At 53.2% G+C, this 17,280-nt stretch carries 5 protein-coding genes and 1 CRISPR repeat array; all 5 genes read left to right on the top strand.

All coding sequences use genetic code 11. The features are described from left to right. Nucleotides 1-33 precede the first annotated feature (33 nt). The 5 genes from L6R21_22105 to cas6 all read left to right on the top strand — a co-directional run bounded on the left by L6R21_22105 (nt 34) and on the right by cas6 (nt 6,915). A complete protein-coding gene (locus L6R21_22105) occupies nt 34-1,002 on the top strand; it encodes a hypothetical protein (GenBank protein MCK6561902.1) in 969 nt (322 codons plus the stop codon). A gap of 261 nt (nt 1,003-1,263) precedes the next feature. Further along, nucleotides 1,264-1,752: a hypothetical protein gene (locus tag L6R21_22100; protein ID MCK6561901.1), complete on the top strand. Its 489-nt coding sequence runs from the start codon at nt 1,264-1,266 to the stop codon at nt 1,750-1,752. Beyond that, nucleotides 1,752-2,144: a hypothetical protein gene (locus L6R21_22095; protein ID MCK6561900.1), complete on the top strand. Its 393-nt coding sequence runs from the start codon at nt 1,752-1,754 to the stop codon at nt 2,142-2,144. Before L6R21_22100 ends, L6R21_22095 begins: the two co-directional genes overlap by 1 nt. A gap of 115 nt (nt 2,145-2,259) precedes the next feature. Next, nucleotides 2,260-6,012: a T9SS type A sorting domain-containing protein gene (locus tag L6R21_22090; GenBank protein ID MCK6561899.1), complete on the top strand. Its 3,753-nt coding sequence runs from the start codon at nt 2,260-2,262 to the stop codon at nt 6,010-6,012. 78 nt (nt 6,013-6,090) lie between these two features. Next, nucleotides 6,091-6,915: a CRISPR system precrRNA processing endoribonuclease RAMP protein Cas6 gene (gene cas6 / locus L6R21_22085; GenBank protein MCK6561898.1), complete on the top strand. Its 825-nt coding sequence runs from the start codon at nt 6,091-6,093 to the stop codon at nt 6,913-6,915. A gap of 713 nt (nt 6,916-7,628) precedes the next feature. Continuing rightward, a CRISPR array of direct repeats spans nt 7,629-17,056; the repeat unit is 37 nt; unit sequence GTTGGCAGGAATCACACAGCACGCAGTGCATTGAAAC. Nucleotides 17,057-17,280 lie beyond the last annotated feature (224 nt).

Raw genomic sequence — 17,280 nt, 5'->3', positions numbered from 1 at the left:
TTTCGAGCATAATTTTCAGAGGAAGATCGTTCTATGGATGCGTTGGATCGCTTTATCGAAATCGCTGATGATATCGAGGTCATCAGAAGACGAAGCGCTGAAATCACACAACTCCTGATTGCATCAAGATCAGAGGCCGAGCAACAATGGAAGCAGGCATTTGCGGAACTGGACTTTGCAGAAAAAGAAAAACAACCAGCGGCCGAGCTTCTGAGGTTGAGAGAAAATGAACAAGAGCAATATGCCCAGCGTTCCTTTGCCGAGGCGGAATTGAACATCTGGCAGCGAGAAACGCATCGCAGAACAGCCATAGCATATTGCACAGCGTTCGAAACTTTCTTGCGCGATTTCTTGATTGAACAGGCGCTTTTGGTCGTTGGGCTTGACGCCTTTTTAGCCGGCGCGGTAAAGAAAAAGGTTGGGCTATCGGTAAGTGTAGCCGTTCCTCCCAATCCTATCGACCTCGATGATTATATTTCCAAAGAATGCCGGTCATTTCAAAACTTCGACAGCGTTAATCAGATTTACAAGCAAATGCTGCAAAAGAATCCATTCAACAAGCTTGGGCCGGCCAACAGTATTTTCGAATCGGAGCAAGCTCGACTTGATGCGTATGTTGACATTCAGCTTTTGTTTTGCTTGCGCCATCAGTTTGTTCACAGCCCGAGCCGGCCTGGTAGAAGGTATCGCTCAAACCTTGAGAATATCAAAGGGAAGGGTGATTACGCTTATCTGTTACGCCTTCATACCGATCTCATTAACAAGCCTCTGCAACCTGATGAGAGGGATATTTCTCCAGTGAGCTCCGATACTTTTGAGTCCAAGATGGATGAAACGAATAAACCTAGGGCGCGGTATTCCATTACCAATCCTCCACCGCCTGATGAGATTGCGCTTTCTCCGGCAATTTCCAATGTTTTTGGCTCAAAGATAGAAGAGATGACCAATTCACTGCTTGATTATGCGCGATATATTGGCGAAGTTTGTGCGGTGAAGAACTAAGCTCATGGGACAGATTGAGTTTACTGACGCCAGAAAGGTTTTGGCTTCATCATCATGGAAGGCCAACAGTACAATGGGCGACAGTGATGGAAAAAAATTGAATAAGCCCTGGAAAGGAGCCTCCTCATGCTTCCCAACTTCACCCCCGCCGAGCTCAAATCGTGGATCACTCGCCTCCACGATTTGGCCACGACGCAAGAAGAGCTCAAACGCATCGTCATGGAACTCGCGCACGCCAACCATCCCGAGGCGCTGTAAGCGTTGGAACAATTTCGAGAATCAACCAGAGCGCAGGAAGTGGAATGGGTCGAGCAAGCCATCGATGAATGCACCTATGGCGTGCTCTCGCCTAGCTATGAGCGCGAAGAGAAAGATTACCTCCGCGTCGAGGTGTGGCAGGAATACGAAGAAAAGTTGTATGACAAAATGGCCCAGCGCGAGGCTGCAGAAGTCCACAAACAGCAGCTTGAAGTCGAAAAGGAATTCCTCGAAAAAGCCATGGCTGCTGCGCCGAATGAGAGCATTCGTTTGCAACTCATGCTGCGTCACGGCGGCATCGACCATCTCATCTGTATGGCCGAGAACGACCGCATGAATCGCGAAGACGAAATTGCCGGCTTGGAATTCATCCTCGCGCAAATTGAAAAGGCCGTCGAGTCGCCGCTCTATCGCACCCACGGCAAGCGTGAGATCGGCGTGCACATTCATCGCGATTGTGACCCCTGGCTCAAAAAACGCAAGGAACAATAATGGACTTCATCAACACCTTCGGCACCCTCGTCGGCCTGCTCGCCGCGCTCTTTTCGCTTTTGGCGTGGCTCAAGGCGCGCAGAGTACAAAAAGATCTACAGAATGAAAAAGCCCGGCAAAGCAAAAAAATCACCGTTACGCTGCAACATGGCGGGAAAGGATCGCTGGAGTTGCCCGTGGAATTGCGCCGCGCCGAGCTGACCCGCGCAGAAATTCTCGGCCGCCTCGGCATGATTCCCATGAAAACCAAAGGCAGCCGCTTTTCATTAAGCTACTTGAATAAACCTGAATTCCTCGCGCAAATCAACCAAATCATGGACGGCAGCGGCGACGCGGTGCTCACCATCCCCTGCACGCAAGAGGAATTTGAACAATTCGATTTGACGAAGTGACTAAGGCAATCTGCCTGAGAAGAAGGGGACTCATATGAAATTCAAATCTCTTGTGCTCGTGTTTCTCTTTACAACCGCGCCGGCATTCAGCCAACACGCTTTTGAAGCAGGGCCCATGCCCGCTGTTTTGAAAATTCCTGCGCCGGAAGATTTTGCCAAATCTCATCTCGCGCCGCAGTCTTTCACCAACCTCCGCCTTACGCAAGACCCCGCAGCCTCCGAAGCGCCGGACATCGCAGTTGATCCGGCGGGCAATGCCTATGTCACCTGGCAGGACTCTCGCGACGGCAACTGGGAAGTCTACTTTTGTCTCGTCAGTCCGCAGGGCCGCAAGCTTACGAGCGACGTGCACGTGACCAATACCGGCGGCGCCTCGCAGCGGCCCAAGATCGCCGTCGATGCCTCAGGCCATGCACATCTTGCCTGGCAGGAAGGCAACGAGATTTATTACTGCAAACTCAACCGTGCGGGCGAAGGCCTCGTCGCGCCCAAGCGCGTGACCGGCGGCAACAGTGAAACACCGGACATCGCCGTCGAGCCCGAGGGCACGGCCGGCGTGACTTGGACCAAGCAAAACGGCGTGGCGCATGAAATCGGTTTTCGCAAGATTTCTCCCGCCGGCGCGTTTGTGGGCAATGAAATCATCCTGGACACGGAGTACATTTATCTCACCCGTGAACCTCATATCGACGGCGACGGCAAGGGCAGCTTCTACGTGGCTTACAAAGACTACACTGGCTTTTTCCTCGACACCCGTCTCATTTTTCATCGCATCTATCCAGACAATCACACGCAATGCTGCTTCAACGTTTCTAGTCGTGCCAGCGCCGATCACCCGCGCATTGCAATGGTTGATGACAATCGCGGCTATTTCTTTTTTCTCGACCGCATCAACAACAATTGGGAGGCGGTGCATTTCAGCGGCGCGGTTTTCACCGAGGCGGCGGGCAACACTTCCGCGCTCGATCTCGCCGCCAATGACGACACGGAAACCCAGATGCTCGCGGTGTGGCAGGATGACCGCGACGGCGCGCCGGAAATCTATTATAGCATGGTAGACAACAACACAAAGACGATACCCGACACGCGCATTTCCGATTTCGGCGCAAACTCCACCAGCCCGGCGGTGGCCATTCTCGCCGATGGCAACGGGCATTTCGTGTGGCAGGATGATCGTGACGGGAATCGTGAAATTTATTTTGCAAGCACGGTTGCAACTGCGGGTAAAGGGCTCACCCTGCTCTCCCCCAATGGCGGTGAGAATTGGAAAACCGGTGCGACGCAATCGATTTGGTGGACCAGCAATGAAGTGCAATGGCTTGATCTCGAATACAGCATTGACGCCGGCACAACCTGGCTGCCGATCGCGCAAAATATCGATGCCGCCATGAGCACGTTTGCCTGGGAAATTCCGAATGCGCCTTCAACCAATTGTTTGGTTCGAGTCATCGATGCCGGCGACACCAACACGCGCGACGTAAGTGATGCAGCCTTCACGATTGCACCGGCAGTGACGACAGTATTGGTTCATGGTCTTTCTCTCTCTCCCACACGCCCGAATTGGCTGTGGACCATGGCCGAGGCTATTGCCCGGCGAACAGGCGGGATCGTTTACACGTTGCGCGACGGACAAATTCTCGAGGAAAACGAGCGCAGCGTAGCCGGCGGCGGTGATCGCGTGGTCGTGATGGATTGGATCACGGAATCCGATTTTGCCACGCTCGGATTTGCCGAAGGCGCGGGCGATGCGCTCGCCGCGCTGCTGCTCAAGGGCGCATTGGAAGGCAAGTGGCGTCTCGACAATCTCCACTTCATCGGCCACAGCCGAGGCACAATCGTCGCGAGCGAATGTATAGAGCGCCTCGATGCGTGGACCAGCTCGGCGGGTAAATTGCAGCCCAACTTGAACATCGACACCAACATTCACTTCACCACTCTCGATGCGCATCCGTGGGATAAACTGCAGGGCGATCATATTGCCGATCCTTTGACTGCCGATGACTACAGTGTCAATCACCTTGAAGAACCAACGCTCATCAACGATCAGCCCGCAGATGCCGTCGTTTGCTGGAAGAACGTGAGCTATGCGGACAATTATTGGCACCTGGGCGCGGGCTTGAATGGACTGGAACAAATCACCGCCGGCCGGTACCGCCTGGATTTGTCGGAGACCTCGCAAAACTACCACGACATGTCGCACTCGAATATTCACGTCTGGTATCACGGCACCATCGATCACGCTGCAGAAGAAGACGGTACCGGCGCAGCAATCAACATCGGCGGCACGTGGTATCCCAATCAACAACGCACTACGCGCGGATACAATTTCAGCAAAGCCGTGGCCGGCAACATTGCAACCATCGCCACGCTGCCCCACGGCCAGCCCGGCGGCACGATTTCTCATAGCCAAGATCGCTACTTCAACCAGCACCACATTTTCAACGGCGATTTCGATTTCGGCTCCAATTTTGCTATCGGCCAACGCATGCCCGGTTGGCACTTTCATGGCGGCGGGGGTGGCGGCAACGTGAGCGACGAGGGCGCAGAGGGCGGCAAAGATTATCATCTCGTGCTCAATCGCGGCGACGCCTCGCTCAAACACAATTACTTCTTCATCCCGCACGACGCCGATCTCATCCACTTTGCCTATCGCGCTCACAAAAGCAGCGTCAACGACGAATTGATCGTGCGTGTCGGTGATAAAGAAAAACCCATTCCGCTCGGCAGCTCCAATGACTCGTATTGGTGGAACTTCATCGACGTCACCGCAATGCGCGGCACCATACAAACTTTGGAATTTGCCCTTGACGCCGGCGGCTTGGGCATTGATTCCGAGGTATGGATCGATGAAGTCGGTTTTGAACGCCAGGCTTCACTGAGTCTGGTTGTAGCCAGCCCGGTCGATCTACACGTTTATGACGCCTCGGGCCGCCACACCGGCCCGACCTCGGATTCAACCTGGGAGGAGGAAATCCCGCAAAGCCGCTATCTCGCCAACCGCGATTCCCTCGGCCACAAGCGGCAGCGCATCCGCCTGCCGCAAGCTGCCAGCGGCTTCGGCTACCTCGTGCGCATCGCGGCCCAAGGCGATACCGGCAGCTTCGATTTCGAGATTCGCGATCTCACCAACAGCAGCCGAAGCATCATCGCAACCTTCGCGAACGTTGCCGTGGAACCCGCAACCGTGGCCCTGTGCTCGCTGCGCCTCGCACAACCCGTTTCTGCAACCATGCAGCTTCTCCTCGACGCCAACGGCGACGGCATCTTCGAAACGCATCGCAGCCCCGATGCCTATCTCCACGCCTTTCAAATCCTCGCGCACACCCAGGGCAACGGTCGCCTCGTTCCCATGGATTCCACGTATGCTGAACTTGATACGATTTTCGTCAATTACAATAACAGCCTCGGCTTTCACGTCGTGCCCGATAGCGGCGCAGAAATTCTCGACGTGCAGGTTGACGGTGTTTCTCTAGGCCCCATCAGCGAATATACCTTTGCCAACATTCGCGCTGATCATCGCCTCGCGGCTGTCTTTGACAATGCGACCAAAGTGCAAGAACGCGTGAGTTTGCCCGCATCATTTGCATTGCTGCAGAATTATCCCAACCCCTTCAACGCCGGCACGCAAATTCGGTATCAATTGCCGCAGCCGGCAACTGTCTCTCTCGCGCTGTACAACGCAGTGGGGCAGAAGGTCAACATGCTCATCAGCGGCGAACGGCAAAATGCCGGCGATCATCACTTGAACTGGAACGGCCAGGACCAGCATGGCGCGCTCCTGCCCAGCGGCGTTTATCTTTGCCGGCTGGAAGCAACCAGCGCTACCGGCCGTTTCGCGCAAACCCGAAAACTTTTGCTCCTGAAATAGCCTGACTCGCACACCGCACCCAATAACCGAGTCCGGCTGCTTGGCTCCTTGGCTCCTTATCTTTATTGGCTCCTCGCCATGAATCTCTCCAGCATCGTCTTTCCTCTCACCGCCGGCCTCGACACCGCCGTGCCGCGCCACGCCGGACGGCTGCTCCATGCCGCCTTCTTGCACTGGCTGCAACACCACCAGCCCGAACTCGCCGCCCGGCTGCACGACAAAAACTACACCCGGCCCTACGCCCTCTCCGACTTGCACGGCCACTTCACCCACGACGGCCCCTGGCGCAAAATCCGGCAAGGCCAAACCGTTTGGTTCCGCCTCACGACCTTGGAAGAGACTTTCGGCGAGCTTGTCGCGCAGGCGGCTGCCCGGCAACCCGGTCCCCAACTCGATGACCGCACGCTCACGCCCGGCCCGGCCTGCCTCACGCCGGCGCAGCATCATCACGCCGGCACCACCACCTTCGCGGCCCTGGCCGCGGAAGTGCAAGCTGCCACCGAAGCCGGCCAACTGCCCGAGTCCGTTACCCTGCGCTTCGACTCAGCCACCTGCTTCATGGAAAACGATCACGCGTTGCCGCTGCCCGTGCCGCGCTATGTCTTCGGCTACCTGCTCAACAAATGGCAACTCGCCAGCCCTTTTGCCCTGCCGGTGGAGGAGGTGCAGCACTTCGTTGACAGCATTCATCTCGCCTACAGCCGCCTGGAAACGCAAATGGTGGATCTCAAAAAATACCGGCGTGTCGGTTTCACCGGCGTGGCCCGCTTTGCGTTGCACCCGGCCATGCCGAACATCTATCGCCAAAGCTTGCATTTGTTGGCGAAATTTGCTTACTTCAGCGGCGTCGGCTCGCACACCACCATGGGCATGGGACAAGCGTGGCAACTCGCAGACGGCTGAGAGCAGAGGCCGTGACGCTGACCTGGAAAGACCGACCCGGCCGCTTGAGGCCTCCGGCAGCCACCCCAGCGGAAAAAGGAGTCTGAAAAACACCGAAAAATTCGGCTTGGTTTAGAAATTTAAGTCTGGCGCCACATGCTGCAGGTCTATTCTAAACAGAAAATTAGATGAGCAGAAAAGGACCGCATGCCGGCTGAGTGTACGCTGCTGACAAAAACGCGGGTGTCCTGTTTGAGCGAGACGGATTCAAGATGATGGGAATAATGATGATGATGCGAGTTACCCTTTGTTTACTTGTTGACAAACGGACGGGAGCTGCCGCTGGAACACCATGCTGTAATAGAATGAATTATTTAGATTAAACTGTAGCACTTTGGCACTGAGTTGGAATGACACCAACGTGGCGTGGGGCCGCGCAGAGGTTTTTCTGGTTAAGGTGATGAAAAAATGAGGGAAAGCCGCAGGATTTTCTGATGCGGTATGGCTCAAACAGGAAGTTTTGACATTCTTGTAATGGCCGGATTTTCTGAGATAAGCTACTGAATGGAATGATGTTGAAAGGAGAGGCACTGTCAAGCTATAGAAGATGTTGGATTTGCCTTATGAAAATCGCGGACTTAACAAAATTAACTGGGGTAAAAACAGGGGGTGTTGGAATCGGCCGAAAATGGCTAAATAGAAACAGAGAGATAGGGTGGCGGAAATCTGCCGCGGTTGGCAGGAATCACACAGCACGCAGTGCATTGAAACACAGGCTCTGACGACAGCGGCGTATCTACTTCGTTTTGTTGGCAGGAATCACACAGCACGCAGTGCATTGAAACGATCTCATGGTTTGTATCGAATCAGCTCGTTCAGCGTTGGCAGGAATCACACAGCACGCAGTGCATTGAAACAATCACTAGCAACAATCTTCGTCTCACAACTCCGGGTTGGCAGGAATCACACAGCACGCAGTGCATTGAAACGTAGCCTCTTCGGGTGGCAAAACCCAAAGCGCTCTGTTGGCAGGAATCACACAGCACGCAGTGCATTGAAACTTTTCCGATGTTTCCGAAGCTGAACATCTAGCGAGTTGGCAGGAATCACACAGCACGCAGTGCATTGAAACGCTTCAATGCTTCGTTGTACGCATCCTCGGCATCGTTGGCAGGAATCACACAGCACGCAGTGCATTGAAACTTTTAACCCGGTTGGTCGGCTGGAAGGGTAACCAACGTGTTGGCAGGAATCACACAGCACGCAGTGCATTGAAACACAGATTGTGTGTCCCTTAGGAAAACGGGACACACGTTGGCAGGAATCACACAGCACGCAGTGCATTGAAACTGAGACGAATCAATTATCCGGTGATGTGGGGCGAAGGTTGGCAGGAATCACACAGCACGCAGTGCATTGAAACACCACCCGTTGCAACGATGGAAGCTGATTTCTTGGTTGGCAGGAATCACACAGCACGCAGTGCATTGAAACCTAAGGTCGGGATCACCACTGAAGGGTACCTGCTCGTTGGCAGGAATCACACAGCACGCAGTGCATTGAAACCGATCCCGCCGAGGGGTGCCGGACAGTGGCATGGTTGGCAGGAATCACACAGCACGCAGTGCATTGAAACCCAGCGGTAGCTCCGTCAAGAAGCACGTTTTCGGGGTTGGCAGGAATCACACAGCACGCAGTGCATTGAAACATATAGACCAACCGGAGTGAAGCGCGACTAACGCAGTTGGCAGGAATCACACAGCACGCAGTGCATTGAAACCTTCATTGCACTTCTCCTATGGTAAGTTTAACAACTGTTGGCAGGAATCACACAGCACGCAGTGCATTGAAACACAACATCAAGCTCTTGTCTGATCTCGCCTTCTCATGTTGGCAGGAATCACACAGCACGCAGTGCATTGAAACTCTGACTGAACGTTGAGGCCTTTATTTCCGACAGGGTTGGCAGGAATCACACAGCACGCAGTGCATTGAAACGAAGCTGGGGAAGGAACGGGGGGTGGAGGGAGGGGGTTGGCAGGAATCACACAGCACGCAGTGCATTGAAACAAAACTTTCCTTGCCAAATGAGCGTGTGGCAGGATGTTGGCAGGAATCACACAGCACGCAGTGCATTGAAACCTCAACGGTCGGCGCGTTTACTTTCTTTTTGCACGCTCGTTGGCAGGAATCACACAGCACGCAGTGCATTGAAACAGAGACGGGTCGGTGGGGAACAACCTCTCCCTCATGTTGGCAGGAATCACACAGCACGCAGTGCATTGAAACGTCCGGGATGAGCGTGCTCTGATACAACGATTTGTGTTGGCAGGAATCACACAGCACGCAGTGCATTGAAACACATCCCGTGTGCCGAGGCTATCCTTGCGATCTCGTAGTTGGCAGGAATCACACAGCACGCAGTGCATTGAAACGAGTCAATTGCCTCGACCTGAAGCAAACGACTCACAAGTTGGCAGGAATCACACAGCACGCAGTGCATTGAAACCAAACTCCCCTTACGGCGGTTGTGAAACTCATGCGTTGGCAGGAATCACACAGCACGCAGTGCATTGAAACGGATAAGCGATTGGTATCGCCCGGTTGGGGGAGTGTTGGCAGGAATCACACAGCACGCAGTGCATTGAAACATCATCTTGCGAATTTCCTGCGCCAATGCCGCCATCGTTGGCAGGAATCACACAGCACGCAGTGCATTGAAACGATTGTCACCGATGAGTGATCGCTCAACCGTCCAAGTTGGCAGGAATCACACAGCACGCAGTGCATTGAAACAAGCCTTGGCCGACGTAATAATCAATAGTCGCCAAGGTGTTGGCAGGAATCACACAGCACGCAGTGCATTGAAACTTTGAAACGCACAGGAAGGCGGCAATAGCCCAGCCTGTTGGCAGGAATCACACAGCACGCAGTGCATTGAAACTCGTCAATCTCGTCAAAAAGATCGACTCGAATTAGGTTGGCAGGAATCACACAGCACGCAGTGCATTGAAACGCAGATACTGGGTCGGACGGCTTGGAGGTTCCGTTGGCAGGAATCACACAGCACGCAGTGCATTGAAACTTTCAGCACAACTTTCTCGCGGCCGGCGGTATTGAGTTGGCAGGAATCACACAGCACGCAGTGCATTGAAACAAAGGTCGTTGTCATTCTCGTCCTCCTCGTCAATCTGTTGGCAGGAATCACACAGCACGCAGTGCATTGAAACGTATAACTGAGGGTTGGGGGTCGCGACTTTTTGGGCGTTGGCAGGAATCACACAGCACGCAGTGCATTGAAACTTTCATCTCCCGAAAGGTATGGCATGTATTTGTGGTTGGCAGGAATCACACAGCACGCAGTGCATTGAAACATGTTGAATGGCTGTCGTCCGGCAAGGTTTACCGGTTGGCAGGAATCACACAGCACGCAGTGCATTGAAACATTTGAAGAACGTCCAGGCGGTGTACGGGGCTTCTTGTTGGCAGGAATCACACAGCACGCAGTGCATTGAAACCTTTTTCTTGTCAGCACGCACCCACGCGCCGCTGGGTTGGCAGGAATCACACAGCACGCAGTGCATTGAAACCTTACCTGATGTGAGCCGAGAGAAACATTTGCACGGTTGGCAGGAATCACACAGCACGCAGTGCATTGAAACAAAACCAAACCAGCCACCAATCTGCCGGAAGCGGTTGGCAGGAATCACACAGCACGCAGTGCATTGAAACGCTTCGGTGCGGTCGAGCCGCCGACGATGTGGAGTTGGCAGGAATCACACAGCACGCAGTGCATTGAAACGAAAACCTGGTCCGTGGCGGAGCTCGTTGTCGCTGTTGGCAGGAATCACACAGCACGCAGTGCATTGAAACAGTTGTTCACGACGATTCCGGCGTAGCCCGGGCGGGTTGGCAGGAATCACACAGCACGCAGTGCATTGAAACAAATCTTCCTTGATAGGGTTAATCACGACTTTCCCGGTTGGCAGGAATCACACAGCACGCAGTGCATTGAAACTGAACGTACATATAGTTGGGATCGCCTTTCACTGGTTGGCAGGAATCACACAGCACGCAGTGCATTGAAACTATATGTCGCAGGGGGATTGGTGCCCGCTGGGGCGGTGTTGGCAGGAATCACACAGCACGCAGTGCATTGAAACAAACTTTCTCTGCCCATTCGATGAGAGAATCCAGGTTGGCAGGAATCACACAGCACGCAGTGCATTGAAACACTACCCTGTTCGTTGTTAAAGAGCCGTTTTTTAAGTTGGCAGGAATCACACAGCACGCAGTGCATTGAAACGATTCGTGCCAACCCGAGGGTGCCTGTGCAACTGAGAGTTGGCAGGAATCACACAGCACGCAGTGCATTGAAACAAACTGCGACAATGGATGAATCAACTGCTGGTGGCGTTGGCAGGAATCACACAGCACGCAGTGCATTGAAACACGAATTACAGATTACACATTACTAGTTACGTTGAGTTGGCAGGAATCACACAGCACGCAGTGCATTGAAACTTGACTTCCAATGCGCCGTCCAAGGAGCGTATGACGTTGGCAGGAATCACACAGCACGCAGTGCATTGAAACGTTGCGTGAACTGCCTTCCTCATCCAAAATCGGATGTTGGCAGGAATCACACAGCACGCAGTGCATTGAAACGTACCCACACATCCAGTGTTGGGCTCTGCGGGAAAGTTGGCAGGAATCACACAGCACGCAGTGCATTGAAACTGAAACAGCACAGCGCCGGTGTGGCTCATGACCTTGTTGGCAGGAATCACACAGCACGCAGTGCATTGAAACTAACCATTGTGGCGACCTCATGCCCAATGAGGTCAAGTTGGCAGGAATCACACAGCACGCAGTGCATTGAAACATGTGATGTTTGTCGCAACTACCGAGTCTCCGACCGTTGGCAGGAATCACACAGCACGCAGTGCATTGAAACCATTCGATTGTCCACCACCCACGAAGCTCATAAAAGTTGGCAGGAATCACACAGCACGCAGTGCATTGAAACCGATCTTTCCGCCGATCACCACAACCTCGAGGTCATTCAGTTGGCAGGAATCACACAGCACGCAGTGCATTGAAACTTAATCTCAAACATTGATTGCTCTCCTTGAAATCGTTGGCAGGAATCACACAGCACGCAGTGCATTGAAACGATTTCTCTGGTTTTCATAGGACACATCTCCTTTGGTTGGCAGGAATCACACAGCACGCAGTGCATTGAAACTCAACCGATTCACGGAGGCCGTTAACGATGGCCATGTTGGCAGGAATCACACAGCACGCAGTGCATTGAAACATACCTATCGTTTATGAGAAAGAACAGCGTCCCGCGTGTTGGCAGGAATCACACAGCACGCAGTGCATTGAAACAGACGGCGAAGTCGCTGGCAGCGGTCATCAACCCAGTTGGCAGGAATCACACAGCACGCAGTGCATTGAAACCCTTCTTGAAGCCGGAGGGAACTCGACGCTCCGGCGTTGGCAGGAATCACACAGCACGCAGTGCATTGAAACCTAATCATTCCCTCAAGCGTCCTGCGTGAGGGGGGTGGTTGGCAGGAATCACACAGCACGCAGTGCATTGAAACGGACCCGGCATAAGAGATGGTCGTGTCCTTCCGGGTTGGCAGGAATCACACAGCACGCAGTGCATTGAAACGAACTGCAGTATCGGCGCTAGGACTGTTTTCCAATCCGTTGGCAGGAATCACACAGCACGCAGTGCATTGAAACAATAACAAAAACCCGAATCCACCATGGATTTACGAAGTTGGCAGGAATCACACAGCACGCAGTGCATTGAAACAGGTCTTGTCCGCTCCCCTGCGTTACGCATGAGAGTGTTGGCAGGAATCACACAGCACGCAGTGCATTGAAACACATCTTCACCGCCTCGGTAACCTCCGGGTTCTCATGTTGGCAGGAATCACACAGCACGCAGTGCATTGAAACTCAAGCCTGTGCACGGTCCCCTCTACTGTGGGTCGAGTTGGCAGGAATCACACAGCACGCAGTGCATTGAAACGTTGGCAGAAGCCTTAGAGACTTCCGGGAGAGTGAGTTGGCAGGAATCACACAGCACGCAGTGCATTGAAACACAACGGGAACACCGTCACAACAATGTTGTTGAACGTTGGCAGGAATCACACAGCACGCAGTGCATTGAAACCAAGCTCAATGTGGCGGGTGATGTACCCATCCCAAAGAGTTGGCAGGAATCACACAGCACGCAGTGCATTGAAACAATGGGTAGAAGGTCTTGATACTCGCGTCCGAATCGTTGGCAGGAATCACACAGCACGCAGTGCATTGAAACGATATTTCGCCACCATCTCACCACGGACGGACTCGTTGGCAGGAATCACACAGCACGCAGTGCATTGAAACAAAATGGGCTAAATGCCCATTGTACAACTTAAGGTTGGCAGGAATCACACAGCACGCAGTGCATTGAAACAGGTAACAGGGACTCATAAGTCCTCCATAAGGGGTTGTTGGCAGGAATCACACAGCACGCAGTGCATTGAAACACAGTATTTTGAGCGAGCACAATATACTGTCGTTTTGTTGGCAGGAATCACACAGCACGCAGTGCATTGAAACGGGACCGTGCCGCAGCTCTTCGGTCGTTAACGGGAGTTGGCAGGAATCACACAGCACGCAGTGCATTGAAACTTTTCGCTTGGGCGGATTGTCGCCGCTCGGGGGAGCGTTGGCAGGAATCACACAGCACGCAGTGCATTGAAACTGATTTTTTCGCTCGCCTGCCACCCAAGCTTTCCAACGGTTGGCAGGAATCACACAGCACGCAGTGCATTGAAACACAGGATGTAATTGCCCCACCACGGACGAAAACCGGTTGGCAGGAATCACACAGCACGCAGTGCATTGAAACAGAACCGTGGCACCAGTCGGATTGCTGCTCACTGTTGGCAGGAATCACACAGCACGCAGTGCATTGAAACTCTTGGCGCCCATTGAGATCACCTCCTTTGAGCAGTTGGCAGGAATCACACAGCACGCAGTGCATTGAAACGAGAACTCTCACAGGAACGGCGACTTGAAACGAGGGTTGGCAGGAATCACACAGCACGCAGTGCATTGAAACCCACCAGCCGGCACCCATGCCTCATTAGGCTCATCGTTGGCAGGAATCACACAGCACGCAGTGCATTGAAACGTTCGGGGTCGGCTGGAGGTTGATCCACTTCCCATGTTGGCAGGAATCACACAGCACGCAGTGCATTGAAACCAATCATGAATGTCGGTCCCATCCACGGCCAGGTAGTTGGCAGGAATCACACAGCACGCAGTGCATTGAAACACTCACCTTGCCCAAGAGTGAGCGCCCCTCTGAACAGTTGGCAGGAATCACACAGCACGCAGTGCATTGAAACGCTTAATGTCATCCCCGGCTGAGAATGTCATCCTGAGTTGGCAGGAATCACACAGCACGCAGTGCATTGAAACGAAATAGAGGGGGGACTGGGGGTTTGCGTTTTGGGGGTTGGCAGGAATCACACAGCACGCAGTGCATTGAAACCGATACCGGAATCGTGGACACCGCTAAAGATGTGTTGGCAGGAATCACACAGCACGCAGTGCATTGAAACGCACCTCAAATGGCGTCTGGAGGGTCGCTTTCCCTGTTGGCAGGAATCACACAGCACGCAGTGCATTGAAACATTCTCACCTTCCTTTATGCTACTTATGCTTAGTTGGCAGGAATCACACAGCACGCAGTGCATTGAAACATAACCACGCCATCGACCGAACCGATGGTGACTGGTTGGCAGGAATCACACAGCACGCAGTGCATTGAAACATGCCACTGGTCGCCATGGTCGTATGAAAAGTAGCCGTTGGCAGGAATCACACAGCACGCAGTGCATTGAAACTATTATTTTCTTCATGATGCATCTTCTCCGAGTTTAGTTGGCAGGAATCACACAGCACGCAGTGCATTGAAACGCACAGCTTGGTGCTATCCTGCTCAAACAGAATCGGTTGGCAGGAATCACACAGCACGCAGTGCATTGAAACACATTCAGCCTCACTGTGGCTGTTGCTCAATGCCTGGTTGGCAGGAATCACACAGCACGCAGTGCATTGAAACACAGGTCTGGACGATGCGGTTGATTGAGGTCCGTCTCGTTGGCAGGAATCACACAGCACGCAGTGCATTGAAACCGACGCGTTCCTCCTGTAAAACGGTGGGCTGGTAAGTTGGCAGGAATCACACAGCACGCAGTGCATTGAAACCTCTTCCGCCCGCCGGGGTCACCCACGCAAGGGGTGTTGGCAGGAATCACACAGCACGCAGTGCATTGAAACAATCTTGATATCACACCACTGGTATTGTCCGGAGGGTTGGCAGGAATCACACAGCACGCAGTGCATTGAAACGACCCTTCCCTGTCCATCACAGGACTGGCATGTACGTTGGCAGGAATCACACAGCACGCAGTGCATTGAAACATTTTTCCAGGAAAGTGGGGGTCGGCGGAACCGAGTGTTGGCAGGAATCACACAGCACGCAGTGCATTGAAACTTAACTGGAGCGACGCGTTCCTCCTGTAAAACGGTGTTGGCAGGAATCACACAGCACGCAGTGCATTGAAACGATAAACGCGGCACCATCGATAATTTCGTATTCGTTGGCAGGAATCACACAGCACGCAGTGCATTGAAACTTTGAACCCGCTGCTCCAGGCATACTAATTCACCGTTGGCAGGAATCACACAGCACGCAGTGCATTGAAACGAAAGATAATATCCTCATATGGATATATAAGCCCTGTGTTGGCAGGAATCACACAGCACGCAGTGCATTGAAACTTATTGATGGCCGCGGTGGCATTACCGAGCGCAGTTGGCAGGAATCACACAGCACGCAGTGCATTGAAACATGATTTTAAATGCCCGTAACATAGGAATTTCCTCCTGTTGGCAGGAATCACACAGCACGCAGTGCATTGAAACATTCGGGCCTTACTTCCCGGGGTCGTTGTTTTGCCAGTTGGCAGGAATCACACAGCACGCAGTGCATTGAAACTCAATGGTGTAGCGCACGCGCACGGGATAATTCTCGGTTGGCAGGAATCACACAGCACGCAGTGCATTGAAACAATTGTTGCAGTGCTGAGGGCATTTTGTTGTCCATGTTGGCAGGAATCACACAGCACGCAGTGCATTGAAACACTTGCGCAGTTTGACCGTGCGGTCACGGTCCTTGCGTTGGCAGGAATCACACAGCACGCAGTGCATTGAAACTCTAAGCCCAGATACTGCGGCTACTTCGACTATATATGTTGGCAGGAATCACACAGCACGCAGTGCATTGAAACTTTGAATGCGGTTCTGCTGTTTGAACCGCCACTTGTTGGCAGGAATCACACAGCACGCAGTGCATTGAAACTTATTCGGTAATTGCCATGGCACTTATCACATGGTTGGCAGGAATCACACAGCACGCAGTGCATTGAAACAACCACTGTCGGGGAGTTTCCAGGTCATATCAAAGTTGGCAGGAATCACACAGCACGCAGTGCATTGAAACACAGAATCAAACCGCACATCACCAACTATTACAGCGTTGGCAGGAATCACACAGCACGCAGTGCATTGAAACCCAAGGATACCTTGCCACCGCGCCCGCTGGTGGAGAGTTGGCAGGAATCACACAGCACGCAGTGCATTGAAACCGAGCATGACCAGCTCGCTTGCCGCTTCTCCGATTTGTTGGCAGGAATCACACAGCACGCAGTGCATTGAAACGCAACAAGGGTCCAGCCATACGGGGTATTACCAACGTTGGCAGGAATCACACAGCACGCAGTGCATTGAAACGTGATTAGCAAGAAGATACGTGAAATCCTTCTTGGTTGGCAGGAATCACACAGCACGCAGTGCATTGAAACGATTGCTTGGAACTTCGCGACGTCGCCGGTCGCACCGTTGGCAGGAATCACACAGCACGCAGTGCATTGAAACTCAATAAAATTGAGCCTGGCGGTGGGGGCGGTGGGGGTTGGCAGGAATCACACAGCACGCAGTGCATTGAAACGAAGCCATCCGTCAGGCGGTAGTTGACTTGCACCAGTTGGCAGGAATCACACAGCACGCAGTGCATTGAAACGAAGCAGGGGGCAATGGGCAATTGGCAAGAAAAGCAACAGCCTTGAGTATGCCGCCCATTTTAATGCTTGGCCCTTGCTCGGACGGAAAGAGCCCTGAGTGCATCCCCCGTAGCCAATGCTTGCCCCTTGTCCGTTGCCCCTTGCTCGGCAGGAATCACACAGCACGCAGTGCATTGAAACGAAGCAGGGGGCAATGGGCAATTGGCAAGAAAAGCAACAGCCT

This window comes from bacterium (assembly GCA_023150945.1).
Classification (GTDB): Bacteria; Zhuqueibacterota; Zhuqueibacteria; order Zhuqueibacterales; family Zhuqueibacteraceae; genus Coneutiohabitans.
This window is presented reverse-complemented; position numbering and strand designations above follow the sequence as displayed.

Excerpts from the sequence above, each read along its gene's own strand:
- L6R21_22090 (MCK6561899.1), top strand. The coding sequence starts at position 2,260 with ATGCCCGCTGTTTTGAAAATTCCTGCGCCGGAAGATTTTGCCAAATCT.
- cas6 (MCK6561898.1), top strand. The coding sequence starts at position 6,091 with ATGAATCTCTCCAGCATCGTCTTTCCTCTCACCGCCGGCCTCGACACC.
- L6R21_22095 (MCK6561900.1), top strand. The coding sequence starts at position 1,752 with ATGGACTTCATCAACACCTTCGGCACCCTCGTCGGCCTGCTCGCCGCG.
- L6R21_22105 (MCK6561902.1), top strand. The coding sequence starts at position 34 with ATGGATGCGTTGGATCGCTTTATCGAAATCGCTGATGATATCGAGGTC.